Here is a 25,085-nt window from a genome sequence, read left to right on the forward strand (position 1 = left end):
GCGATGACCGCCGCAGGGGACTTCCAGGCCGGGCCTGAAGACGTCCAGCAGCACGTACACGCGGTGGCGGGCAACGCCTACGGTGCGATCGGCGCCGACATCCACATCTTCGGCAACGGCACGCCGGTGTATCTGCTGTTCCGGTACAGCCCTTCGCGGGGGTACGAGCCGGGTGCGCCGGCCGCCCAGCCCAGTCGTCTGCTCGACGCGCGGGCCGAGGTCGTCACGTTCTCCGGAAGGCAGGACGACGTCGCCGCCCTCGTCGCGTGGCGGGAGGCGGCGCCGCGGACGGCGGTCCGCTGGCTGCACGGTCCGGGCGGCCAGGGCAAGACCCGGCTCGCCAGGCATTTCGCCGCGCTCAGCGACGCCCGGGGCTGGCTGGTGGTCGACGCCGTACAAGGCACCGACGCCTACCCGCCCACGGCCGGCGGCCAGGATCTGCGCCTGGCCGATCTCCAAGGCGTCCTTCTGATCGTCGACTACGCCGACAGATGGCCCGTGAGCTACCTGAGCTGGCTGTTCCAGAACCGGTTGCTGCGGCAGGACGTGCCGGTGCGCGTGCTCCTGCTGGCGCGCTCGGCCCAGGCGTGGCCGGCCGTCCGCGGAAAGATCGCCAAGCTTCGCTCCGGCATCGAGACGTCCACTCATTCCCTGGCGGGCCTTCCGGAGGGAGACGACGTCCGCGCCGACATGTTCAGGGTGGCCCGAGACGACTTCGGGGCGCATTTCGGGGCCGTCACGGCCGAGGACCTCCTCGCCATCCGGCCGCCCCGGTCACTGCGCCATCCGGACTTCGGGCTGACGCTGGCCGTGCACATGGCCGCCCTCGCCGCCGTGGACGCCCGCGCGCGAGGCCGCGGCCTTCCGGAGGACATGGTCGGGCTGACCGTCTACCTGCTGGACCGCGAACACGAGAACTGGCGCCAGCTGTACGAGAACGCGGCCGCCGGGCTGTCGTTCGCGACCTCCGACCGGGTGATGTCGCGAGTGGTCTTCACCGCCACCCTCGTGGGCCCGGCGAGGCGGGAGGAGGCCGTCCGGATTCTGGGCCGGGTGTTACCGGAGGTCCCGGCCGAGCGGACGCTGGCCGAACACGCCGTCTGCTATCCGCCGGCCGACCCTGAGCGGGCCGGCGTCCTGGAGCCGCTCATGCCCGACCGGCTGGCCGAGGACTACCTCGCACTGACGCTCGACGGCCACGGCCACCCCGACCACCAGGCCGATCCGTGGTCCAACGAGGTGCCGGAGAAGCTGTTCCGGCCGGGGTTCGGGGAGCCGTACCCGGCGCACGCGCCCCGCGTGCTGACCTTCCTGAACGCCGCCGCCGAACGCTGGCCGCACGTGCTCGACGTCCTCCAGACGCTGCACCATGATCTCCCCCTCCGGGAGCACGTCACCCTCGACATCCCGGCGGCGCAGGTCGCCATCCGTCTCGCGGGCCGCGTCCTGGCCTCGACGGAGGACCCTTCGGCCCTCGCCGACGCCCATCGCGATCTGGCCACGGCCTACGCCAGGACCGGCCGGCGCGCCGAGGCCGTCCGCGAGGCCGACCAGGCGGTGGGGATCCTGCGCCGGTTGAGCGCCGAAGACCCGGAGACGTACCTGTTCGGACTGGCCGCCGCGCTGCACGGCCTCGGCATGGCGCTCGACGCGTCGGGCCGTACCGCGGAGGCGGTCGCCGCCGTGGAGGAGGCCGTCGCCATCATGCGCCGGCACAGCACATCCAAGTACCAGTACCTGCGTGCGCTCGCGCCCGCGCTGGACGACTTCGGCAACCTCCTGGACCTCGTCGACCGGCGGGACGAGGCCCTCGCCGTCACGCAGGAGGCCGTCGCGATCAGGCGGCAGCTCACCGCGGCGCCCGCGCCGCAGATCCGGGAGGTCGACGGCTTCCGGATCGCGAACGTCAACATGGACAAGGCCAATCTCGGCGACGAGCTCACCTATCTCACCAAGTCGCTCGACAACTTGGGCCTGCGGCTCGGCGCGGACGGACGGCCGGCGGACGCGGTCGTACCGGCCGCGGAGGCGCTGTCGATCCGCCGCCGCCTCGCCCAGGACGACCCGGAGGCGTACCTTCCCTGGCTGGCGATCTCGCTGCACAACACCGGTCTGTGGCTGCACGACGTCGGCATCCTCGACGAGGCCCACGAGCTGGTCACCGAGTCGGTGGCGATCCGGCGCCGCGTCGCCGCCGTCAACCCGGCCGTGTACCGGCCCGAACTCGACCGATCGCAGGACCTCCTGCACCGGGTCGAGGAGGCGCGAGCCGCCTGGGCGACGCCGCGGGGCCCGCGGAGCGAGCCCACGAGCCTGCTCGCCGAGCTGGACGCGGTGCGGGCGACGACGCCGGGCCGGACGGCCGACGAGGCGGCGCTGGTGGTCTACGAGCGGGCCCTGGCCATCGCCAGGGAGCGTCGTCACCTGGGCAACGAGGCCGCGTGCCTGGTCAACCTCGGCAGCGTCCTGCGGCGGCTCGGCCGTGGCGAGGAGGCCGTCGCGGCGTCCACCCGAGCGCTCGCCCTGTTCCAGGACATGGGGGATCCGGCCAGGCTCGCCCGGGCGCGGGGCAACCTCGGCAGCGCCCTGCGGGACAGCGGCCGCCTTCCGGAGGCGGCCGACATGCTGCGCGCGGCCGTGGCCGACTTCACCGCGCTCGAAGAGTGGACGGACGCGGGGATCGCCCTGAACAACCTGGCGCACGTCCACCTCGACGCGGACCACCCCGACGACGCCGAGCCCGCCGCGAGGAAGGCCGTCGAGATCTTCCGTGACCGCGGCGACCGGCGTCACGAGGCGGAGGTGATGCTCACCCTCGGCAAAACGCTCCAGAAACAGGGGCGGTACGAGGAGTCCATGGCCGTCCACATGGACAACCGCGAACTCTGCGAGGAGATCCACGATCAGCACCGCTTCGCCCAGGTGCTCCGCGCCGCCGGGGACACCCTCTGGCACATGGAGATGTACGGCGAGGCCGCGGAGGCGTACTACGCGTCGGCCCGCTCCTTCGACGATCTGGGTGACCGGGAAGGCTTCGCCGAGTCGACTCTGAACCTCGGCATGGCCCACCGTCTCAACGGCGACATCCGGATGGCGGCCCACGATCTGCGGACCGCCGCCGATGTCTACGACACCCTCGGCGAGCGGTACGCCATGGCCACGGCCCTGCGTCACCTGGGCGGGGTCCTGCGGGCCGACGGTCAGCCGCTCCCGGCCGCCACGGCCCTGCGCCGGTCGGCGGAGATCCTGCGCGACCTCGGCAGGCCGCGGGACGAAGCCGCCGTACTCGCCGAACTCGCCGTCGCGCAGCTCCAGGACAACCTCTACGAGGCGGCGCTCGCCACCAGCCGAGCGGCGTTGCGCGTCTGCCGCGAGACCGGCGATCGAGACGGCGAACGCCGCGCGCTGAACGCCCTGGCCCTCGCCCTGCGTTACCTGAATCACCTCGACGAGGCGATCATGGTCCATCGCGAGGAGCTCGGCCTTGCCCGTGACCTCGACACCTCTGAGCTCACCGCCGACGCACTCCACGATCTCGGCACCACGTTGCGCTACGCGGGACGTTACCGAGACTCCGCCTCGGTCCTGCGCCGGGCGGCCGCCATCCACCGGCAGGCCGGCGCCCGCGAGAAGCTCCGGCTGACCATGACGAACCTCACCATGACCAGGAGAGCGCGACTTCGGCTCGGTGGCGTCGCCCGCATGCTGGCGCGGTGCTATGCCCGCTTCCGTACCGTCCGTGGTCTCAGGCGTCTCGCCGCGGGCACGCCCACCGCGGCGATCCGTGATTTCCGCATCGCGTACGACACATGGATCATGGCACGTGAACGTCGTTCCGAGGGCATCGCGGTCCTCGGCCTCGCGACGGCGCTCCTGCAAGCCGGCGAACTCCCTGAAGCCGCCAGAGCCGGCGACTTCGCCGCACAGATCTTCCACCACAGCGGCGACGCCGCCCTCGAGCGCAGGGCCGCGCTCGTCCACGAGCGGGCGACCGCGGAGGTCTCACCACCCCGCGACTGAATCCACGGCCGGGGTCTGTTCCAGGTCTCCGGCCTTGGTCGGATGACCATGCCCCCATGCGCCATCCGTGTCAGAGCGGAACCCCGCCAGGATCGGGGAAACGGCTTCCTAGCGGCCCTTGGCCATGGCGGCGAGGAGGCGGGCGAAGTCGGGGGGCGGGGCGACGACCAGGCGGCGCTGGCCGTTCTGGACGACCAGATCGGCCTGGATGCGGGTCAGGCGGCCGTGGTTCCACCAGTACACGTGCGGGCTGAGGCCGTCGTCGTGCGCGCGGTACTCGCGGTGGGCCAGCAGCCACAGCCGCTCGATGGCGCGCATCACCGACAGGCCGTCGATGGGGTGGACGATCATCTCGCCGGGGCGGGGAAGCGCCACGAGAAGGCCGTCGGGAGAGACCAGCAGGTATTCCTCGATCTTGCGCAGGTGCACGGCGGAGCTGGCAGGCGAGCCGGTCATGACGTAGGCGAAGATGCCGTCGAGCTCGACCCGCTCGGCCGACAGCCGCTCGTCGGCGAGCACGTTGTGCCCCGCCGCCTCCAGCGCCTCCACCGGTGGGACCGGCCAGCAGAACGCCTCCTCCGGCCGCACCGGGCGTCCGGAGACGGTGAGGATCTCGATCAGGTCGGAGCCCAGGTGGCGGCCGATCAGCCGGGAGGGGTCGTCCTCCAGCCCGTCGGCGAGCACCACCCGCGTGCGCAGCAACGGCAGGACCTGGGCGTAGTCGCACACGTCCGGCAGGTCGTCGGCCCGGGCCACCGCCCGCGCCAGGTGCTCGGAGACCAGCGTCGGCCAGTCTTCGCGCGAGCGCCGCCCCGCCTCGCGGCGCAGCCCGTCCAGCCGCACGGTCACGGTGCGCGGCCCGGTGAGCGCCATCGAGGAGCCGCCCGGCTCGAAGGCGTGGTCGTAGCCGAGGCTCTCGGCCACCAGCGCGAGGAGGGAGTCGAGATCGGCGTCCCCGATCGAGCGCCGCGACGCGCCGGCCCGCCGGTCCCGGTATCGCCTGAACAAGCCCACGCAGGCTCCCAACTGCCACGGTGTGTTCCCCCGAACGGGGCCTACAGTGCCGTAGCAGGGTCGCGGAACAGGCAAGTCAAAGAGCACGATTCGGTATCAATGACCGCGTCCGCCCCCATCCAGGCGGTGAACTGTGGTGTCCCGTGACCGATCGGCAGGCCGGCGATCATCGGCACGCCGAGCGGGGCCAGCCGGTCGACCAGCACCGGCATCGGGTCGCCGCACCGCACCCACGAGCCGAGCACGATGCCGAGGGCTCCGGTCAGGCATCCGGCCTGCAGCAGCTGGGTGAGCATGCGGTCGATCCGATAGGGCTCTTCGCCGACGTCCTCCAGCAGCACGATGTGCCCCTGGCCGCGCATGGCGTACGGGGTGCCGCACAGCGCCGCGAGCAGCGACAGGTTGCCGCCGGTGAGCGGCCCTTCGGCGTGGCCGGACACGATCACCTGATCGCCGGCCACCGGGTCGGGCATGTCCCCCTCGAACAGCGAGGCGCGAAGGTGCGCCAGCGAGGACTCGTCGGGACCGTCGGCGTCGCTCAGCGTGGCGCACGCCGGCATCGGGCCGAAGCAGCTCGCGACGCCCAGCCGCACGGCGAACGCCTGGTGCAGCGCGGTGACGTCGCTCGACCCGAGCAGGATCTTGGGCCGGGCCGCCCCCATGGCCGCCCAGTCGAGCAGGTCGAGCAGGCGGGTCGCGCCGTAGCCGCCGCGCGCGCAGATGACGGCCCGCACGTCGGGGTCGCACCACGCGTCCTGCAGGTCGGCGGCCCGGCCGGCGTCCGACCCGGCCAGGTGGCCCCGCCGGTTGAGGACCCTGGGCATGACCACGACGTCCAGGCCGATCTCTGTGAGGATCTGGCGGCCCCGCGCCAGGCGGACCGGGTCGACCGGCCCGGAGGGCGCGACGACGGCCACCCGGTCGCCGGGGCGGAGCCGGCCGGGGACCCATAGCCGCCTGTCCCTCATCGCCCACCTCCGGTCACGTGGATTCGTCCTGATTTCGGGACGTCAGAAACCCGTGAATTGGCGGAAACCTCCGCCGTTGTGAGTACGCTTACCCAGGTGACGCCATGTACCACCGACGGGCGGGGCGTGGCCGGTTCGTTCACCTCGCAAAGGGTGTCAGACTGTCCTCACTTATGCGACCCCCGACCCACATTCTGGTCGTCAACGGCATCAAGGTCCGCAGGCCGGTGTTCGTGCTCGGCGCGCCGCACTCCGGCGTGGACCTTCTCGCGCGTGCGCTGAAACGCTCGCCCGGCTTCCACGTCACCATGGGCCGGGCCGCTGTCGCCCACGTGGTCTACGCGTTCGCCCGCCGTCCGTCGATCATGCGCAGGAAAGGCGGCGGCGCGGTGCGGGTGCTGCGCGACGCGCTGGCCGAGGCATGGCAGATCGTCCCCGGGGCCTGCGCCGAGTGCCCGGCGTCGTGCCGGGAGGCCGGCGCGGTCACCGGCGGCGGCCCGTGCGCCTCTCCCGGCGCCGTCGTCCGGTTCGGTGACGCCAACCCCGACCTGCTGTACAGCGCGCCGGTGCTGCTCCAGGCCTTCCCCGACGCCCGTTTCATCCAGCTCATCCGCGACGGCAGGGACGTCGCCGCCGATATGCTCGCCGACCGCGCCTCCATGAGCCTGTTCCGCACGAGCATGCTCAGCGACGAGACCGAGTTCCCCAACCCGTTCCTCGGCGTCAACTCCGGCGAGCATCGCGACCGGTGGACGGCGATGGACTCGGCGGGCAAGTGCGCCCTGCGCTGGCGCAGCGCCGTGCGGCTGAGCGCCGCGCTGCGCCAGGAGATGCCGCACGACCAGCTCCTCACGCTGCGCTACGAGGACATGGCCTCCTCGCCGGGGCAGACGGTGGCGGCGGTGTCCGCGTTCGTCGAGAGCCGGGTCTCCAAGGTCGCCCTGTACGGCGCGTCGGCGCCCAAGGTCGGCGCCTGGCGGTCCCGGCTGCGGCCCGAGGCGGTCACGCTCGTCGAGAAGGTCGCCAAGGAGGAGCTCACCCGCCTCGGCTACCTCTGACCCACCCGGGGTTTCCAAGATCCCCGGCTCGCGTCAGCCCTCTGAGGGGGTGACCGAAAGGCGAACGGGGGCGGGTCTTGAGAAGAGTGGCCAGTTGCGGAGGGCGGCGTCGGCCATCTCCTGGAGTTCGTCGCGGCCGACACCGCTCGCGGCCTGTACGGCGATGCCGTAGGCGAAGGTGGTGACGTAGCGGGCCAGTAGCCCCGGATCGGTGTCCGCAGGCAGGTCGCCGTCGTCGACGGCCCGCTGGAACCGTGCTCTGACGCGGGAGTAGCCGTCGTTGCGCCAGGCGACGAGGAGGTCGCGGATCTCCTGCCCGGAGTCACCCGCGGTCAGGGCGCCGTGGACGCCCAGGCACCCGTGCGGATCGGCCGGGCGGGTGGTGGTTCGCACGGTGCCGGCCAGGATCGCGGCGGCGACGCCGAGGGCGGTCGGCTCCTCCATGGCTCGGGCCAGGTATGCGCTCGGGCCTTCGGTGTAGCGCTCCAGAGCCTTGCGGAACAGCTTCTCCTTGTTGCCGAAGGCCGCGTACATGCTGGTGGTGGAGATGCCCATCGCGTTCGTCAGGTCGGCGGTGCTGGCCCCCTCGTAGCCGTGCCTCCAGAAGACCAGCATGGCGCGCTCGAGAGCTTCGTCGGCGTCGAATCCTCGCGGCCGGCCGATGGAGCCGCTCCGTCTCTTCTCCACTCCCCCACCCTACCCCTTCTGTAGCGATCGCTACAGAAGTGCTATCGTTCGACTTCTGTAGCGATCGCTGCAGAAGTCGCTGTGCACGCGGGACCGCCTGGAGGAAGGACCCCGTGCACAAGACCCGCCCCGCACGACGCCGGCGAACGTCTCCGGCGGCCGGCCGAGTCTCAGATCAGGGCCGGCAACTCGAAGAACACTCCGGACACCGCCAGCGGCCCACCCTGGCCACATGATTCGCGAGGACACGCAATGACCATCACACTGATCACCGGGGCCAACAAGGGCATCGGTTTCGAGACGGCCAGACAGCTTCTGGCGTTGGGCCACGTCGTCTACATCGGCGCGCGTGACGTCGAGCGAGGCGAGAAGGCGGCGGCGGCGCTCGGCGCACGATTCGTGCAGCTCGACGTGACCGACGACGCGTCGGTGAGCAACGCGCTGGCGACGATCGGCTCGGCCGAGGGCCGGCTCGACGTCCTTGTGAACAACGCGGGCATCTTGGGGGACGGAGTCACCGACGGTCCCACGGCTCTACGAGCCTTCGACACCAATGCGGTGGGAATCGTGCGCGTCACGGAGGCGGCGCTTCCCCTCCTGCGTAAATCGTCGAACCCGACCGTGGTCACCGTTTCGAGCAGTGCCGGATCGTTCTGGGCGGTGACCAATCCGGACCGGCCGGAATTCGGCCTGCCTTTGGCGCTCTACTCCGCCTCGAAGGCCGCGGCCACCATGCTCACGGTCCAGTACGCCAAATCCCAGCCGGGCATCAAGTTCAACGCGGTCGAGCCCGGCACCACCGCGACGGACCTGACCGCGGCGTTCGGAATCGGAAGGGCGCCGGAGGCGAGCGCCAGGGTCGTCGTGCGTCTGGCGACTCTCGACGCGGACGGCCCGACAGGAACCTTCCAGGACGAGAACGGGGAAGTGCCCTGGTAGCCGCGCAGGTACGAGGCTGCGAGCACGCGGAGAGAGACTCCTCACCGCCGCCGGACCGCTAGCGCTGGTGGGCGAACTGGGTGCTGTAGAGCTCGGCGTAGGCGCCGTTCGCGGCGAGCAGGTCGTCGTGACGGCCTCGCTCGACCACATGTCCGTCCTCCACGACCAGGATCTCGTCGGCCTCGCGGATCGTGGAGAGCCGGTGGGCGATCACCAGGGAGGTGCGGCCGGCCAGCGCCGTCTTCAGCGCCCGCTGCACGGCGGCCTCCGACTCGGAGTCCAGGTGGGCGGTGGCCTCGTCGAGCACCACCACCCGCGGGGCCTTCAGCAGCAGTCTGGCCAGCGCGACGCGCTGCTTCTCGCCGCCCGACAGCCGGTAGCCCCGGTCGCCGACGACGGTGTCCAGTCCGTCGGGCAGCGCTTCGACCAGCTCGCCGATCTGCGCCGCGCGCAGCGCCTCCCAGACCTCCTCGTCGGAGGCGCCCGGGCGGGCGTAGCGGAGGTTGACGCCGATCGTGTCGTGGAACAGGTGGGCGTCCTGCATCACCACGCCCACCGTCTCGCGCAGCGAACCAAGGGTGGCCTCGCGCACGTCGACGCCGTTGACGCGCACCGCGCCGCCGGTCACGTCGTACAGCCGCGAGACCAGCGAGGTGATCGTGGTCTTGCCGGCCCCGGAGGGCCCGACCAGCGCGATCAGCTGGCCCGGCCTGGCGGTGAAGGTGACGCCCTTCAGCACCTCCTGGCTCGGGCCGGTGTCGGGCCGGGCGACCGACTCCAGGGAGGCCAGCGAGACCTCCTCGGCCGCCGGGTAGCGGAACTGGACGTCGTCGAACTCGATGGTGACCGGCCCGCCGGGCAGCGGCCGGGCGTCCGGGCTCTCGGCGACCATCGGCTTGAGGTCGAGCACCTCGAACACCCGGTCGAAGCTGACCAGCGCGGTCATCACGTCCACGTGGACGTTGGACAGGCTCGTCAGCGGGCCGTAGAGGCGCATGAGCATCGCGGCGAGCGCGATCAGGGTGCCGAGCGGGAAGGCCCCGTCGACCACGAGCGCGCCGCCCGCCCCGTACACCAGCGCGGTGGCGAGCGCGGCGACCAGGCCGAGGGCGACGCGGAACACCGTGGCGTACATGCCGACCGTGATGCCGACGTCGCGCACGCGGCCGGCCCGCTCGCTGAAGTGCGCGGCCTCGTCGTCCGGGCGGCCGTACAGCTTGGCGACCATGGCGCCGGCGACGTTGAATCGCTCGGTCATGACCGAGCTCATCTCGGCGTCGAGCTGCATCTGCTCGCGGGTCAGCCCGGACATGCGGCGGCCGACGTACCGGGCGGGGAAGATGAAGATCGGCAGCAGGATCAGGGCCACGAGCGTGACCTGCCACGACAGGATCAGCATGGCGCCGAGCACCATGATCAGGCTGACGACGTTGGACACCACGGCCGACAGTGTGCTGGTGATGGCCCGCTGCGCGCCGATGACGTCGCTGTTCAGCCGGGAGACCAGCGCGCCGGTCTGGGCGCGCATGAAGAACGCCACCGGCATGCGCTGGACGTGGTCGAAGACCTCGGTGCGCAGGTCGTAGATCAGACCCTCGCCGATGCGCGAGGAGAACCAGCGCTGGGCCAGCCCGAGGCCGGCGTCCAGCAGGGCGAGGGCCGCGATGACCAGGGACAGCATGACGACGACGTCGGCCCTGCGCGGGATGACGCCGTTGTCGATGATGGACTTCAGCAGCAGCGGGTTGGCGATGACGATCACCGCGTCCAGCACGACCAGCCCGAGGAAGGCGGAGATCTGCGCGCGGTAGGGCCGCGCGTACCGGGCGATGCGCGGCACCGTCCCCGGCGTGAGCCGCTCTTTGGTCACCGAGCTGTCCCGTCTCAGGGACCGCATCACCTGGGGCCCGTATCCCCCGCCCATCATCGACATCCGTCGACCGCCGATCTTCGTCCTCGCGCGCTCGGCCCGCGGGCTTCTGCCCGGGTTCCTCCTCCGGCCAAGCAGGGGAACCGCCCTCGCGATTCCCTGGTCAGCTCAGGGCGAACGATCACCCCTGACGGCCGGCCCCCCGAACAGCTTCCTGATGCGCGCCGCCTGCTCGGCGCCCTCGGCCGCCGCCTGCTCCTCCAGCGTGCGGCCCGCGGCTCCCTGGAGCAGCCGCTTGGTCGCCGTCGCGGCGTCCCGGTCGGCCGTCAGCAGGGACGAGGCCAGCTCCCGCGTCGCCGCCTCCAGTTCCCCCGCGGGGACGACGCGCTCGGCCAGGCCGAGGCGCAGTGCTTCACCGGCCTCCACCACGCGCGCCGTCAGGCAGATCTCCACGGCGCGCGACAGGCCGACGAGATCGACCAGCGGCTTGGTGCCCGTCAGGTCGGGGACCAGCCCGAGTGCGGGCTCCTTCATACAGAACTTCACGTCGTCGGCGACGACCCGCAGATCACAGGCCAGGGCCAGCTGGAAACCCGCTCCGATCGCATGCCCCTGCACCGCGGCGATCGACACGATGTCGGGGCGGCGCAGCCACAGGAAGCCCTGCTGGAACTCCCTGATGCGCCGCTCGATCGTCCCGCCATCGTGCGTGGCCGCGGACGCGAAGGACCCCTGCCCCGGGATCCCCCCGGGCGTGAACAACCGCACGTCTATGCCGGCTGAGAAGGACGGCCCCTCGCCTCTGACCACGACGACGCGCACCTGCTCCGGCAGCGTTGTGCCGATCTGAGCCAGAGCGGACCAGGTGGCGAACGTCTGGGCGTTCCGCCGCTCGGGCCGGTCAAGTGTGATCGTCGCGATCTCGCCGTCCACCTCCAGGCGCAGACCGATCTCTGCGAGCTGTTCGCTGTCAGGGGCTCTTTCAGCTTCGCCGCGCACCCCTCCGGCGCGCGTCGGCGCTCCATGCGTGCCCGGCTCGGCATCATCGCTCGCCGAGATGTCCGCCGCACTCCCCCCTACCGTCGCTTCCGCCATCGCCCGCTCCGTCCGACAGTCGCCATCCCGTCACGCCCGAACCCGGTGCAGGTCCAGAATGAGATTCTACCGGCGCGGGCGGGACGGGCTTCGACTGAACGGCACGAGCGGCTGCGGTCGCGCGTATCCGAGGCGTCCTTTAGCGCTTGGACTTGCCCCGTGTGGCGCCCCCGCGCCCCCGCAGAGTCACGCCGGACTCGCTGAGGATGCGGTGGATGAACCCGTATGACCTGCCGGTCGACGCGGCGAGCGCACGGATGCTCTCACCCGCGGCATACCGCTTCTTGAGATCGGCGGCCAGTTTTTCACGGTCGGCCCCGGTCACCCGGGTGCCCTTCTTGAGAGTCTCGGCCACGAGTACCTCCTGTAGTGCCAGACTTCCGCAGCGTTACTCACGCCATGATCAGTCATTTCAGCCGGATCGGCTACCTACTCCATGGGAAAAGATCCGTACCCGCTCAAATTAAGATCAGGCAAGTGCCACAAGATCGGAAAATTCATCGCTCCAAGCGTCTTCGACTCCGTCTGGTAGCAAGATCACTCTATCGGGTTGCAGGGCCTCAACAGCACCCTCATCGTGAGTAACTAGGACAATTGCCCCCGAATAGGATCTTAGCGCTGAAAGTACTTGATCGCGGCTAACGGGATCGAGGTTGTTCGTGGGCTCGTCCAGCAGGAGGACGTTGGCGCTCGACAACACCAGCGTGGCCAGGGCCAGCCGGGTCTTCTCGCCTCCCGACAACACGGCGGCCGGCTTGTCGGCGTCGTCCCCGGAGAACAGGAAGGAGCCGAGGACCTTGCGCAGCGCCACGTCGGGCACGTCAGGGCCCGCGGAGCGCATGTTCTCCAGCACGGTGCGCCCGGCGTCCAGTGTCTCGTGCTCCTGGGCGTAGTAGCCCAGCTTGAGGCCGTGACCGGGCCTGACCTCCCCGGAATCGGGCGCTTCGATGCCGCCCAGCATGCGCAGCAGCGTGGTCTTGCCCGCGCCGTTGAGGCCGAGCACGACGACCCTGCTGCCCCGGTCGACCGCCGCGTCGACGTCGGTGAAGACCTCCAGCGAGCCGTAGGACTTCGACAGGCCGGTGGCCGTCAGCGGGGTGCGCCCGCACGGGGCGGGATCGGGGAAGCGGAGCTTGGCCACCTTGTCGCTGCGCCGCTCCTCCTCGACGCCCGCGAGCAGGCGCTTGGCCCGGCGCTCCATGTCCTGCGCGGCCTTGGCCTTGGTGGCCTTGGCGCGCATGCGGTCGGCCTGCGAGAGCAGCTGGGACGCCTGGCGCTCGGCGTTCGCGCGCTCGCGCTTCCTGCGTCGCTCGTCGGTCTCGCGCTGGGCCAGATAGGTGGTCCAGCCGACGTTGTAGGTGTCGATGACGCCGCGGTTGGCGTCGAGGTGCAGGACCCGGTTGACCGTCGCTTCAAGAAGCCCGACATCGTGGCTAATAATGATCAAGCCGCCCTGGTGGGATCGTAAAAAATCACGAAGCCACCCGATTGAGTCCGCATCGAGGTGGTTTGTCGGCTCGTCAAGAAGGAGAGTCTCCGCTCCGCTGAACAGGATGCGAGCCAGTTCCACCCGCCGCCGCTGTCCGCCGGACAGCGTCTGGAGAGGCTGCTTGAGCACGCGCTCGGGCAGGCCCAGGCTGGAGGCGATCGAGGCCGCCTCGGCCTCCGCGGAGTACCCGCCGAGGACGTGCAGGCGGTCCTCCAGGCGGCCGTAGGCGCGCACCGCGCGGTCGCGCACGCGCACGTCGTCGGAGGCCATGCCCACCTCGGCCTCGCGCAGCTCGCGCAGCACCTCGTCCAGGCCGCGGGCCGACAGGATGCGGTCGGAGGCGATCACCGACAGGTCTCCGGTGCGCGGATCCTGGGGGAGGTAGCCGACGCTGCCGGTGGTGCTCACCGTGCCGGCGGCGGGCAGGCCCTCGCCGGCGAGCACCTTGGTGAGCGTGGTCTTGCCGGCCCCGTTGCGGCCCACCAGGCCGATGCGGTCTCCGGGATTGACCCGGAAGGACGCCCCCTCGATGAGCAGGCGGGAACCGGCGCGCAGTTCGATCTCGGACGCGATGATCATGATGAGGGAACACTCCCAGAGCGGGGAACAAGGTCGAAGAACGTGCTGTCGGTGGATACCGGAAAACGCGGCAGGGCGGCCGTGCGGCTCGGCCCGCTTCGTGAGTGCGCCGATCAATCGGGAGTGCGCATAGGCCTAGTGTACGGGCTGCTCGCGGCGGGTCGATGGTCCGCGCGCCCACCGGTTCGCGGTCCGCTCAGCGAACCGAGCGCCCCGCCGCCTCCCGGTCCGCCCATCCGGCCGGCACGTCGCCCCGTCGCCGGCCGCGGCCGGCAGGGTCCTGCCGGCCCGCACCGCGGAAGGCGGATCGCCGGCCCTGCCGCCCGGGAACGGCCGGCGGGAGGTCGGGGACATCGGCGAGACGGGCCTGGCCTGGCCTACGACCGCGGCGAGATCATGCCGCTCGTGCGATGACGCGGGGACCCGCACCCGGAGTATCCGGTGATCGCCGGGGGATCGGAGCACGCTCGCACCTGGGCGACGCGGACGGGGTTCAGCCCGCGGGGTCGAGCAGGCGGATGCGGACGGCGCGGAAGTCGTCGGGGGTGTCCTGGAGCACGGCCAGGCGGGGGTCGGGCACGTCGAGGAAGGGGGCGGCCTCCAGGGCGAAAAGGGGTGCGAGCCGCCGGTCCGCGCGCAGGGCGTCGACGGCACGGCGGTCTCCTCCGAGGACCACCGCCTCGAGCGCGTCCGCGCGCGGCAGGAGCACCCGCGCCGCCACCTCGGCCGCCGCCCGCGACGCCTCGCCGGCCTGCTTCTCCCTGCGGCGGGCGAAGCGATGTTGCGACCAGCCCCCGGCCGCGCTGCGCCCGTGCACGAGGCGCGAGCCCACCTTGGAGACGACCAGCCGCCGCCCCTCGAACACTCCGGCCGCGTGGCCTCCGAGGCGGACCAGCAGGACCCCGACCACACGATCGGCGGCCGCGTGCGCGACCAGGGCCGGCAGAAGACCCTCCCCCCGGAGATCGGCCGACGCGCCCGAGTCGCGATCCCCAGACCGCGCGCCTCGCGCGTCACGGTCCCCGAAGAACGCGCCCCGCGGGTCACGGTCACCAGAGGGCTCCCCCTGCGGGTCACGGTCGAAGGACGGCGCCTCCTCCGCGGACGACGCGCCCAGCGGGTCGCGGTCTCGGGACGGCGCGCCCAGCGGGGCTCGATCCGCGGGGGACGCGGTGCCGGCACTGGGGCCGGAAAGCGGGGGAAAGGGCACCTGCAGTTCGGCGAGGGCGCCGTCGGCGGCCCTCAGGCGCACGACATCGCCGGCGATGACCGCCTCGGCCGTCCCGTGCCGTTCGGCGAACCCGCGCAGCCACCGCTCGAGGCGTTCGGGCGCGACGGACACCCACCGTCCCCCGCCCGCCGCCGGTCGTCCCGCCATGACGAGCGACAGTACAGGACCGCGCCCGGCGCGCAGGGCGGACGGACGGGCTTGCGGACGTGTGGACGTGTGGACGTGTGGACGTGTGGACGGGTGGACGGGTGGACGGGTGGACGGGTGGAGGGGTGGAGGGCGGACGGGTGGAGGGCGGAAGGGGCGAAGTGACAGGCGGGAGGCGGGCGGACAGACGAGCGGGTGGGACGGTCACCCGGACCGGCAGCGGCCGGGCCTTCAAGGCCGGCGCGCGGGGCGATCTTCGACTACATGGCGTGACAGGGATTCCGACTGTCGGTAAAGGAATCCTTCCTTCCAACAGTGGGAGAAATATCCGTGAACTCCGCCCTTTAGCTGCCTTCTCAACGATAAAACCGCAGCACAATCCATGGGTGACGGTCCTCAGAACCTCCTCCCCGGCCGCCTCGACCCTGGCGACCGCCACCCACACCGACGCACCCCCGGGAGCCTCGATGGCCCCTTCGGCTACACCCGGATCTCCCGGGGCCCCCTACCCCGGAGCCGCTCCCGGTCGTCCGGGGGCGTCCTCACCGGGATTCGCGGCGACCGGCTCGGAGCATCACGGGTTCTCCTCGCCCGGGCACCCGGGTCTCCCACCGTCCACACCCCGCGGATCCGATCTCCCGTCGTCCACACCTGCCGGGTCCCATCTCCCGTCGTCCGCACCCGACGGGTCCTATTTCCCCCGGTCCGCACCCGACAGGCCCCATTTCCCCCCGTCCGGATCCGGCGGATCCCATCTCCCGCCATCCGGATCCGGCGGGTCCTTCGCGCCGGGGACGCCCGGAGCCTCGCGCGCCGCCGCGACCTTCCTGCCGATCGTCGATCTCGACACCGGAGGGGTCATCGCCGTCGAGGCGACCGCCGAGGCGGGGCCCCTCGGGACGACGCCGGGGGACGTCTCCGGCACCGTGGCCGCCGCCTACGCCGCCGCCCGTGAAGAGGCGCTGCTCCCGCTCCTGCTCACGCTGCCGTCCGGGGCCGTCGCCCAGGGGTCGGCCGCCCTCGCCCCCTTGCACGAGGCCATGCGCGCCACCGGCCGCCGGCCCAGCGAAGTGATCCTGGTGATCACGGGCGACATCGCGGCGCGGGACCGGCGGGCCCTGCTGACCGGCATCGCCGGCCTGCGGACCGTCGGCTACCTGGTCGCCGTCGGCGAGGTCGGCACCTCTCACGTCCCGCTCGACCTGATCGCCGACGCCTCACCGTACGCGCTGGTGCTGTCGCCCGGCCTGATCGAGCGGGTGCCCCGCGACGCGCGGCGCAACGCCGTCGGCGAGGCCGTCGCGCACATGGCCAAGGGCATGGGCATCCACGTCCTGGCCCCGCAGGTGCGCGAGGAGGCGCAGCTCGCCACTCTGCGCGGCTGGGGCGTCCGGCTCGCCCAGGGCCCGCTGCTCGCGCCGCCCGACTGGCGCCCCGCGCACGGCCGGGTGCACGTGCCGCTGCCGGTGCCCGCCGAACCGCGACCGTCGATGATCGACCTCGGTCCGCGCGTGCAGGAGTTCCTCATGCCGGCGGTGACCCTCGGCATGCAGGCCACGGCGGAGGAGGTGGTGGAGGCCCTCGGCACCGAGCCGTCGATCACGAGCGTCGTCCTCGTCGACGAGTACCAGCGTCCGCGGGGAAGCGTGGAGCGCAGCCGCTTCCTGCTCTCCATCGCGGGCCCCTATGGGCACGCCCTGCATGCCAAGAAGCCGGCGCACCGCCTGGCCGACCCGCCGCGCGTCGTGCCCAAGACCACCCCGGCCATAGCGGCCATGCAGGTCGCGGGCAAGGACACCGCCCGCGTGTACGACGACCTCGTGGTCGTCGACGAGGTGGGCCGCTGCATGGGCGTCGTCCACGTCGGCGACCTGATCCGCCACGTCGCCGACCTCCAGCCCACGGTCCGCTGACCGAGCGGCCCATGGTCCGCTGACCGAGCGGCCCATGGTCCGCTGACCGAGCAGCCCACGGTCCGCTGACCGAGCAGCCCATGGTCCGCTGACCGAGCAGCCGTCTTTACGTTGTAGATCACTTCGCTGGCCGCAGGCGCTTCGCCGGCTCGCACGATTCGGCACGCGAGCCTGCGACGGTCAGGACGCCGGCGCCGTCACCGCGTCAACGGCGGCACGCCCGCGGCCGATATCGCCAGACCTCGTGTGATCGTGTAGCGGCCTGTTCATCCGGGGGCGGGGATGGTGAAGTCGCCGAGGAGTCCGGAATAGCGCTTGGGCGGGGGCGGCGCGTACTCGCCGCGGGCGCTCGTGCGCAGTCCCAGGCAGATCAGCGACTCGACCAGCTTGGTGGCCGCCGTCACGCCGTCGACGACCGGGACGCCGAGGCGGGCGGAGATCTCGGCGCAGAAGGGCGCCATGCCCGCGCACCCCAGCACCACCGCGTCGCTCCCGTCGGCGTCGAGGGCCTCGGCGCACAGCCTGGTCACCACCTCGCGCGCGTCGCCGTCCGGGCGATCCAGCTCCAGCACGGGGATGTCGCAGGCGTGCACGCCCCGGCAGGCGGCGGCGAAGCCGTACCGGTGGGCGAGGTCCCAGGCGCGGCCCGCGGTCCTGGACAGGGTGGTCACCACGCTGAAGCCGCGTCCGACGAGGGTCGCGGCGTGCATGGCGGCCTGGGCGATGCCCACGACGGGGCCGGCCGCCAGCTCGCGTGCCGCGTCGAGGCCGGGGTCGCCGAAGCAGGCGATGACGTACCCGTCCGTTCCGGCGCGCTCGCCGGCCGCGACCTCGGCGAGCACCCCGGGCACGGCGAGCGCCTCGTCGTAGTGACTCTCGATCGACTCCGGGCCCATGCTCGGGCTCACGGCCACGATCGCCGTCGACGGCCCGGCCACCGCCCGGGCGCATCGGCCGATGGACTCGGTCATGGCCCGGGCGGTGTTGGGATTGATCACACGGACGACGGTCACGGGTGACGCGGGGTGGTGCCCTCCGGGGCGGCCGCGTCCACGGCGGCCCCCTCCAGGACGGCTCCTTCGGGGACGGTTCCCTCCGGTGCGGCCACTCGCTCGGCAGCGCCGTCCGAGGCGGCGGCGAGGTCGCGGTCCAGGCCGGTGATGCGGGGAGAGACCCGCTCCAGCGCCAGCAACGCCACGAAGCCCAGCCCGCAGCCGATGAACCAGCTGTAGTCGGCGACCCACGTGAGGTCGGCCGTCGTCAGCTCGAGGTCGAGCAGGAGCTTGGGGACGAGCACCGAGGCGATGGCCGGCAGGCCGGCGGCCACGGTCGCCCAGACCGCGTTGGGGTTGTAGCCGCCGCGGAACCAGTAGCGGCCGGCCCGGTCGAGCGTGAACAGCTCGTCCACCCACACCCGCTGCCGGGAGCACACGTAGTAGCCGGCGATGAGAATGCCGAACAGCGGCCCGATGAGGGCTCCGAGCAGGCCGAGCGTGTAGTGGATGGCGTCGGGGTTGCCGTACCAGTTCCATGGCGTGAGCAGCACCGACCCGACCGCCGCGATCATGCCGCCGGTGCGCCAGCTGATCCGCCTCGGGTTGACGTTGGAGAAGTCGAACGCCGGGGAGATGAAGTTGGCGACGATGTTGATGCCGACCGTCGCGATGACGAAGGTGAGCCCGCCCAGCAGGATGGCGAAGGGCGTGTCGATGCGCTGGACGGTGTGGATCGGGTCGGTGATGAGCTCGCCGAACACCGGCACCGTGGCCGAGGCGGTGATCACCGTCAGGATCGAGAAGAACAGGAAGTTGACCGGCAGCCCCAGCAGGTTGCCCCTCTTCACCGCGGCGAACGAGCGTCCGTACCGGGAGAAGTCCCCGAAGTTGAGCATCGGGCCGGAGAAGTAGGAGACGACCAGGGCGATCGCGCCCAGCATGACGGGGATGGACTCGCCGAAGCCGAGCACCTCACCCTGTGAGAGGTCGAGGCTGATGTTCTGCCATCCCGCCTGGCTCACCAGGTAGACGGCGAGGACCACCATGACCACGTACACGGCGGGCCCCGCCCAGTCGATGAACCGGCGGATGGCCTCCATGCCCTTCCAGAAGACCGCCGCCTGCGCCACCCAGAGGATGGCGTAGCAGATGTATCCGAGGGCGGACAGCCCCAGGAAGCCGTACCCGCGCACGTCGTTCAGGGCCGCCGTGGCCGGCCAGAACTTCAAGAAGATGATGATGAGCGCCTGCGAGGCCAGGTAGGTCTGCACGCCGTACCAGGCGATGGCGATGAGCCCCCGGACGATGGCCGGGATGTTCGCGCCCAGCACGCCGAAGATCGCCCGGTTGATCACCGGGTACGGCACGCCGGTCATCTGGCTGGGCTTGGCCACCAGGTTGCAGAAGACGTTGACGATGACGATGCCCGCCACGAGCGCGAACAGCACCTGCCAGCTCGCGAGGCCCAGGGCGAACAGGCTGCCCGCGGTGACGTAGCCGCCCACGCTGTGCACGTCCGACATCCAGAAGGCGAAGATGTTGTAGGAGGACCAGTTCTGATGGCGCAGCGGAGCCAGGTCCTCGTTGGCCAGCCGGGGGTCATATCCGGGCTTGACCAGGCCGCCGGCCGGAGCGTCCTCGCCGGAGGCGGGCGGCGCAGCGGGCGGGACGGGGGCGGCGTGAGGCGGGGCGGCCTCCGCCACGGTGGTGACCATGTCGTGTGCGTGGCTGGGTGGGGGTGACACACTGGATTCGGTCATTTCGCATCCCTGGGCGAAAGGTGCGGTGGACGGACATGTCCTGATCAGGGACCGGCAGTGCGGTGCGCGCTCGCGTACGGTTGAGAGAAACCCTCAACGAACACCGTTAACCTATTGCTTAACACCCGGCGGCGAATTTCGCTCGCGTTAATCCCTCGTGACATTCGGTGTGGAGGTCATGGCCGGCCCTGCGGACGTCGAAGCCATCAGCAGTGAGCGCCTCGGCCGGCGGCTTCGCGAGCTCCGCGCCCAGTCGGGCAAGTCCCTGCGGGCGGTCGCCCGCGAGCTCGGCATCTCGCCGAGCGCCGTCTCGCAGATCGAACGCGGCCTGATGCGGCCGTCGGTGAGCAGGCTCATCGCCTTCGTCGCGGCCGTCGGCGCGCCGCTGGCCGCCGTCTTCGACCTGTCCGACACCAAGGAAGCCGGCACGGGACTCGGCTCCAGCTCGCCACCCGGCTCCGCGGAACACGCTCACCAGGCCGGCCATGCCGGATCCATCGGCCCGGCAGGACGAACAGGCCCAGCAGGCCAGGACGGCGCAGCCGGGCGAACGGGACAGGATGGCTCGGCCCGGTCCGGCGGCCCGGGCCGAGCGGTCCAGCCCGCCGGGCGGGACGGCGCATCCCCGGCCGACGGACAGGACGGCGCCGGTGCGGCGGCCGGGGACCCGGGCCCCCGGGGGGACGGGGCCGCCGAGGCGGGCACGTCGTTCACCGTCCGGAGAGCGGGCGAGGTGGCGCCCATCCTGCTCGGCGGCGGAGTCGCCTTCCGCAGGCTCTCACCCGAGCCGACCCCCGGGGTCGACTTCTTCGAGTCGACCTATCCGCCCGGTGCGGCGTCCACCGCCCATGGCGAGTTCCACGAACACGACGGCTACGAGGTGGGCACCGTCGTCGCCGGCGAGCTCACCGTCGAGTTCGCGACCGAGGTCGTCACCCTGTCCGCGGGCGACTCGATCACGTTCCCGGCCAGCCGGCCCCACGTCATCGGCAACCGCTCGGACACCACCACGGCCATCGCCACCTGGCTCATCGTGCACCGCTGACCAGCGACCGCCCTTGACCTCGTTCCACGGCGACGCCGCTCCTCCGCCCGGCCGCACGAGGTCCGGACGACGGCGACGGCGACGCGCCCTCCTGAAGGCAGGGGCGGGTGGGGGCGGCGACGATGAAGCCGGTCTGCCTGGTGTAGCCGATGAGCCGGGGGTGACCACAGGCGGGGCAGCGGGTCTGGCGCAGCGCCGAAGGACGGTGGTGCCGGCGGCATCCCAGGCACATCAGGACTTGGGGTCGTTTGCGCAGGACATCTCCCACAAGTACTCACCTACCCAATTGCGTAAATTGGAAATTGATGAATTCATTATACGCGACGCGTAGATCATGACGGCCGCCTCGGTGTCCGCGCCGGGGGCGAAATTGTGATGAGATGGCCCGTCGGCTCTGCGAGGACGGGCGGACGCGACGAACGTACGCTGAGGTGAGAGCCGGGGACCGGCCGCAAGGGGGGATCGGTGAGCACGCCGCTCTACCAGTTGAAGGCGGAGTTCTTCAAGACGCTGGGGCATCCCGCTCGTATCCGCGTGCTGGAGTTGCTCAGCGAGCGTGACCACACGGTCGCCGAGATGCTCCCCGAGGTGGGCATCGAGGCCGCGCACCTGTCCCAGCAGCTCGCGGTGCTCCGCCGGGCCAACCTCGTGGTATCCCGCAAGGAGGGGGCGACGGTCCACTATTCACTGACCAGCCCCCTGGTCGCCGAGCTCCTCAGGGTCGCGCGCCACATCCTCGCCGACCTGTTGTCGGGCCAGGCCGAGATCCTGCAGGACCTGCGGGCCGCCGAGGCGCCCGCACCCGAACGGAGCTGAGCCCGCCGGCCCACCTTCACCGGCCGGACGCGACCACCGTCTCTCCTCGGCCCCCCGCCCGCCGAACGGGCCGGTCACCCATGGAGGAGCGGGCGTGCCACCGCCGGCCGGACGGGCGTGCCGCGGCGCCCTCCCCACGACGGGCGTCACAGGTCGTTGCCGGCGTAGGACAGGTTGAAGCTCTTGTTCACCAGGGGGAAGTCGGGGACGATCGCGCCGCTCAGCGCGACGGGCAACGCCGGCCAGTTGAAGAACGACGGATCCACGATCTTCACCCGGGCAAGGGCGCCGCCGGGAGCGAACTCGACCCGGTGGATGATGGTCCCGCGCCACCCTTCGACGACGCCGACCCCGGAGGCCACGCCGGAGGCGGTCCCGGACGCGGTCCCTGAGGCGGTGCCGGAGGCCATGCCGGACGCGGTCCCGAGCTCGGTCCCGGAGGCGACCTCGGACGGGCCCCCGGCCGCCGTGGTATGCGGCGGCCAGGCCCGCTCCTCTCCCGGGGACATCCCGCCGAGCAGCCGGATGATCAGCTCGGCGGACGCCGCGACCTCCCGCGCCCGGACCTGGAACCGGGCCGTCACGTCGCCCGCGTCGCAGGTGACCGGCTCGAACGGGCCGAGGTCGGTGAACGGGTGGTCGCGGCGGGCGTCGGCGGCGACGCCGCTGGCCCGGGCCGCGTAGCCGAGCACGCCGAGGTCCCTGGCGGCCGTGGCGGTGAGCACCGCGGTGCCGGTGAACCGGTCGGCGACGACGGTGTGCCCGAGGGCCAGCTCGGAGATCTCCGCGACGTCGGCGGCGACGGCCCGCAGCGCCGCCGGGTCCGGCAGGGCGCGCAGCGCCACGCCGCCCAGTGTCACCCCGCCGCGCAGCAGCCGGTGCCCGGTGACCTCGTCGTTGATCCGCAGCAGCCGCTCGCGCACGCGCCCTGCCTGGGCGTGGAGGATGCCGTGGGCCACGTCGTTGCACAGCGCGCCGAGGTCGGTGACGTGGTTGTACAGGCGTTCCAGCTCCAGCAGGACGGCCCGCATGCGCTGCGCCTGCGTACCCACGGCGAGGCCGGTGGCCTCCTCGACGGCCAGGCAGTACGCCAGGGCGTGCCCGACCGAGGTGTCGCCGCTGATCCGCTCGGCGAGTGGCAGCCCATCGGCGAGAGCGCGCCCGGCGAACAGCTTCTCGACGCCGCGGTGCACGAACCACAGCCTGGCCTTCAGCTTGAGGATCGTCTCCCCCACCACGGAGAACCGGAAATGGCCCGGCTCGATCAGGCCCGCGTGCACCGGCCCGACGGGGATCTCGTACACGCCCGGCCCCTCCACGGTGACGAACGGGAAGGGGCCCTCCGGGTCGCCGAAGGCGGGCGGCGGACCGGCGTCGGCGCGCATCGGGTACCAGCCGCGCGGCCAGTGGTGGTGGCGGACCAGCCGGCGGGGCAGCGGGTGCCCGGAGGGCACCACGCCGTACAGGTCGTGCATCTCTCGCTCGAACCGGCCGGCCGGGTACGACAGCGCGGCGAGGCTCGGCACCACCGGCTCGTGCGGGTCGAGGCGGACGTGCAGCTCAGTGCGCCGGTCCGGGGTACCCGCGGTGAACAGGTACACCAGGCGCATCGCGCCCGGATCCTCGTGCGCGGCGGCCAGCGCGAGCCGGTACCCACCGGCGAGCAGTTCCCCGGCGCGGGCGGCAAGCTCGTCCGTGGAGACGTGGACGATGAGACGGCCGGTCATGGTGTGGCTCCTGCCATGGTGGCGGCGGCCTCGAGCAGCGGGCCCAGCGGTCCGGTGGTGAGGCCGAGGACAGCGCACCCGAGCAGCCCCGCGACCAGCGGGACGGCCGCGGCGGGCCCGAGCCGGTGCGGGGCCGGCGGCGGAGGCTCGGCGGCGACGGGTGCGCCGAGGAGCATGCGGCGGGCGGCCGACAGGACGGCGGCCCCGATGACGACCGTCAGGGGCAGGGACGCGGCCACCGCCCAGCCGAGGCCGGAGGCGAAGCCGGCTCTGACGATCCCGAGCTCACTGGCGAACAGGCTGAACGGCGGCAGCCCGAGCAGCGCGAGCAGCCCGAGGCCGAAGACGCCGGCCAGCAGCGGGTTCCGTGCGGCCAGCCCGTCGACCGCGGCGATCTTGCTGCTGCGGAACGCCTGGTGGACATGGCCCGCCGACAGGAACAGCACCGACTTGCCCAGCCCGTGCCCGAGTACGTGCAGCAGCACGGCCACCATGGCCGGCCGGCTGCCGACAGCGGCGCCGAGGGCCACGAGGCCCATGTGCTCGATGCTGGAGTAGGCCAGCATGCGCTTGTAGTCGCGCTGTGCCAGCAGCAGGGCGGCCGCGACGGCCAGGGACGCCAGGGCCGCCGTGATCAACAGCGTGCGCGTGAAGCCGATGCCGAGGGCGACGTCGGCGATCACCTTCACCCGCAGGACGGCGTAGAAGGCGACCGACAGCAGCACGCCGGACATGAGCGCGGACACCGGCGCCGGGGCCTGACCGTGGGCGTCGGGCAGCCAGGCGTGCATCGGCGCCAGGCCGGCCTTGGTGCCGAACCCGAGGACCAGCAGGGCTACGGCGATGCGCATGACCCCGGGGTCGAGGCCGTCCGCGGCGCGCGTCAGAACGGCCCAGTCGAGGACACCCGCCGACGGTATGCGGGCGTGCACCGCCGCGTAGTGGGTGAGCACGATCCCCAGCAGGGCCAGGGCGATGCCGACCGAACAGATCACGACGTACTTCCAGGCCGCCTCGACCGCCTGGCGGGTGCGGCGGTGCCCGACCAGGAAGGCGGTGAGGATGGTGGTCGCCTCCACCGCCACCCACAGCACTCCGAGGCTGGCCGCGAGCACGGCGAGCGCCATCGCGGCCACGAACGCCTGGGTCAGCACGCCGTAGCGCCGCGCGGCCCCCCACCGCGCGCCGGCCCCGTCCCTTTCCAGGGTGACGAGCCCGTCTCTTTCCAGGGTGACGAGCCCGAAAGCCTGCCCGGTGACCGTCCGAGCCTCCCGCCCGGGGGCCATCGGAATCCCCGGCAGGACGGCCGGGGCGACGCTCCGCCCGATGTCCGCGGCGCCCCTCCGCCTGGTGGCCAGAACGGATTCCGGCCCGGCGGCCGGACGAGTGGCCGGGCCGGCGGTCGAACCGGTGGCCGGCTCGGCGGCGAGGTGGGCGGGACTGGCGAGCATCGCGAGCAGGGCCACTGCTCCGATCACGATGAGCATGAACGCGCTCAGCGCGTCGGCGCGCAGCAGCCCGCCGAGCGCCGTACGGGCCTGGCCGGTGGTGGCCTCGGCGATCCCGATCGCCGAGGCGAGCGTCCCGGCCGAGGCGACGGCGCCCAGCCACGCCGTGGCCGGCCGCCATCCGAAGACGGCGTACCCGCACGCGGCCAGCACATGGACAAGGACAGGGGTGATCATCAGCAGGGTCACCAGAGCACCCTCTTTCTCGGCGACCACGACGGGGT

At 72.1% G+C, this 25,085-nt stretch carries 18 protein-coding genes; 6 read left to right on the plus strand and 12 right to left on the minus strand.

The window, feature by feature from the left end:
- Positions 1-3 precede the first annotated feature (3 nt).
- Entirely contained in the window at positions 4-4,020 is a 4,017-nt protein-coding gene (locus ACFO60_RS18105; protein WP_380841564.1) for a tetratricopeptide repeat protein, read from the plus strand.
- 108 nt (positions 4,021-4,128) lie between these two features.
- Here the strand turns inward: ACFO60_RS18105 and ACFO60_RS18110 are convergent, their stop codons facing one another.
- Together ACFO60_RS18110 and ACFO60_RS18115 are read right to left on the minus strand one after the other, a co-directional pair.
- The gene (locus ACFO60_RS18110) at positions 4,129-5,034 is read right to left on the minus strand and encodes a hypothetical protein (RefSeq protein ID WP_380841565.1); all 906 of its coding nucleotides are present in this window, start codon (positions 5,032-5,034) and stop codon (positions 4,129-4,131) included.
- A 41-nt stretch (positions 5,035-5,075) separates the two neighbouring features.
- The gene (locus tag ACFO60_RS18115) at positions 5,076-6,002 is read right to left on the minus strand and encodes a S66 peptidase family protein (protein WP_380841567.1); all 927 of its coding nucleotides are present in this window, start codon (positions 6,000-6,002) and stop codon (positions 5,076-5,078) included.
- 173 nt (positions 6,003-6,175) lie between these two features.
- On the opposite strand from ACFO60_RS18115, the gene ACFO60_RS18120 reads away from it, so the two are divergent.
- Positions 6,176-7,060, plus strand: a complete 885-nt coding sequence (locus ACFO60_RS18120) for a sulfotransferase family protein (RefSeq protein WP_380841568.1) — start codon at positions 6,176-6,178, stop codon at positions 7,058-7,060.
- A gap of 33 nt (positions 7,061-7,093) precedes the next feature.
- Here ACFO60_RS18120 and ACFO60_RS18125 read toward each other — a convergent pair whose 3' ends face one another.
- Complete coding sequence (locus ACFO60_RS18125; RefSeq protein ID WP_380841569.1) at positions 7,094-7,747, minus strand: TetR/AcrR family transcriptional regulator; 654 nt, start codon at positions 7,745-7,747, stop codon at positions 7,094-7,096.
- A gap of 252 nt (positions 7,748-7,999) precedes the next feature.
- On the opposite strand from ACFO60_RS18125, the gene ACFO60_RS18130 reads away from it, so the two are divergent.
- Entirely contained in the window at positions 8,000-8,686 is a 687-nt protein-coding gene (locus ACFO60_RS18130; protein ID WP_380841570.1) for an SDR family NAD(P)-dependent oxidoreductase, read from the plus strand.
- Between the two features lie 58 nt (positions 8,687-8,744).
- Here the strand turns inward: ACFO60_RS18130 and ACFO60_RS18135 are convergent, their stop codons facing one another.
- The 5 genes from ACFO60_RS18135 to ACFO60_RS18155 form a co-directional block, all read right to left on the minus strand.
- Complete coding sequence (locus tag ACFO60_RS18135) at positions 8,745-10,619, minus strand: ABC transporter ATP-binding protein (RefSeq protein ID WP_380841571.1); 1,875 nt, start codon at positions 10,617-10,619, stop codon at positions 8,745-8,747.
- 105 nt (positions 10,620-10,724) lie between these two features.
- Entirely contained in the window at positions 10,725-11,555 is an 831-nt protein-coding gene (locus ACFO60_RS18140; protein ID WP_380841572.1) for an enoyl-CoA hydratase/isomerase family protein, read from the minus strand.
- Positions 11,556-11,790: 235 nt separating this feature from the next.
- Positions 11,791-12,006, minus strand: coding sequence for a helix-turn-helix domain-containing protein (locus ACFO60_RS18145; RefSeq protein WP_093173121.1), 216 nt, complete (start codon positions 12,004-12,006; stop codon positions 11,791-11,793).
- Between the two features lie 114 nt (positions 12,007-12,120).
- Positions 12,121-13,719, minus strand: a complete 1,599-nt coding sequence (locus ACFO60_RS18150) for an ABC-F family ATP-binding cassette domain-containing protein (protein WP_380841573.1) — start codon at positions 13,717-13,719, stop codon at positions 12,121-12,123.
- A gap of 493 nt (positions 13,720-14,212) precedes the next feature.
- Positions 14,213-15,097, minus strand: coding sequence for an acVLRF1 family peptidyl-tRNA hydrolase (locus ACFO60_RS18155; RefSeq protein WP_380841574.1), 885 nt, complete (start codon positions 15,095-15,097; stop codon positions 14,213-14,215).
- A 926-nt stretch (positions 15,098-16,023) separates the two neighbouring features.
- Here ACFO60_RS18155 and ACFO60_RS18160 point away from each other — a divergent pair.
- Positions 16,024-17,010: an EAL domain-containing protein gene (locus tag ACFO60_RS18160; RefSeq protein WP_380841575.1), complete on the plus strand. Its 987-nt coding sequence runs from the start codon at positions 16,024-16,026 to the stop codon at positions 17,008-17,010.
- 266 nt (positions 17,011-17,276) lie between these two features.
- Here ACFO60_RS18160 and ACFO60_RS18165 read toward each other — a convergent pair whose 3' ends face one another.
- Both ACFO60_RS18165 and ACFO60_RS18170 read right to left on the minus strand, forming a co-directional pair.
- A complete protein-coding gene (locus tag ACFO60_RS18165) occupies positions 17,277-18,008 on the minus strand; it encodes an aspartate/glutamate racemase family protein (protein WP_380841576.1) in 732 nt (243 codons plus the stop codon).
- 11 nt (positions 18,009-18,019) lie between these two features.
- A complete protein-coding gene (locus tag ACFO60_RS18170; protein WP_380841577.1) occupies positions 18,020-19,765 on the minus strand; it encodes an NCS1 family nucleobase:cation symporter-1 in 1,746 nt (581 codons plus the stop codon).
- A 178-nt stretch (positions 19,766-19,943) separates the two neighbouring features.
- Here ACFO60_RS18170 and ACFO60_RS18175 point away from each other — a divergent pair, with 178 nt between their 5' ends.
- Together ACFO60_RS18175 and ACFO60_RS18180 are read left to right on the plus strand one after the other, a co-directional pair.
- On the plus strand, positions 19,944-20,810 hold the full coding sequence (locus ACFO60_RS18175; RefSeq protein WP_380841578.1) for a helix-turn-helix domain-containing protein: 867 nt from the start codon (positions 19,944-19,946) through the stop codon (positions 20,808-20,810).
- A gap of 465 nt (positions 20,811-21,275) precedes the next feature.
- A complete protein-coding gene (locus ACFO60_RS18180; RefSeq protein ID WP_380841579.1) occupies positions 21,276-21,626 on the plus strand; it encodes an ArsR/SmtB family transcription factor in 351 nt (116 codons plus the stop codon).
- A 146-nt stretch (positions 21,627-21,772) separates the two neighbouring features.
- On the opposite strand, the gene ACFO60_RS18185 is transcribed toward ACFO60_RS18180, so the two are convergent.
- Complete coding sequence (locus ACFO60_RS18185; RefSeq protein WP_380841580.1) at positions 21,773-23,353, minus strand: hydrogenase large subunit; 1,581 nt, start codon at positions 23,351-23,353, stop codon at positions 21,773-21,775.
- A complete protein-coding gene (locus ACFO60_RS18190; protein ID WP_380841581.1) occupies positions 23,350-25,050 on the minus strand; it encodes a proton-conducting transporter transmembrane domain-containing protein in 1,701 nt (566 codons plus the stop codon). Before ACFO60_RS18190 ends, ACFO60_RS18185 begins: the two co-directional genes overlap by 4 nt.
- Positions 25,051-25,085 lie beyond the last annotated feature (35 nt).

Origin of the sequence: Sphaerisporangium dianthi (genome assembly GCF_042654065.1) — a bacterium.
Taxonomy (GTDB): Bacteria; Actinomycetota; Actinomycetes; order Streptosporangiales; family Streptosporangiaceae; genus Sphaerisporangium; species Sphaerisporangium dianthi.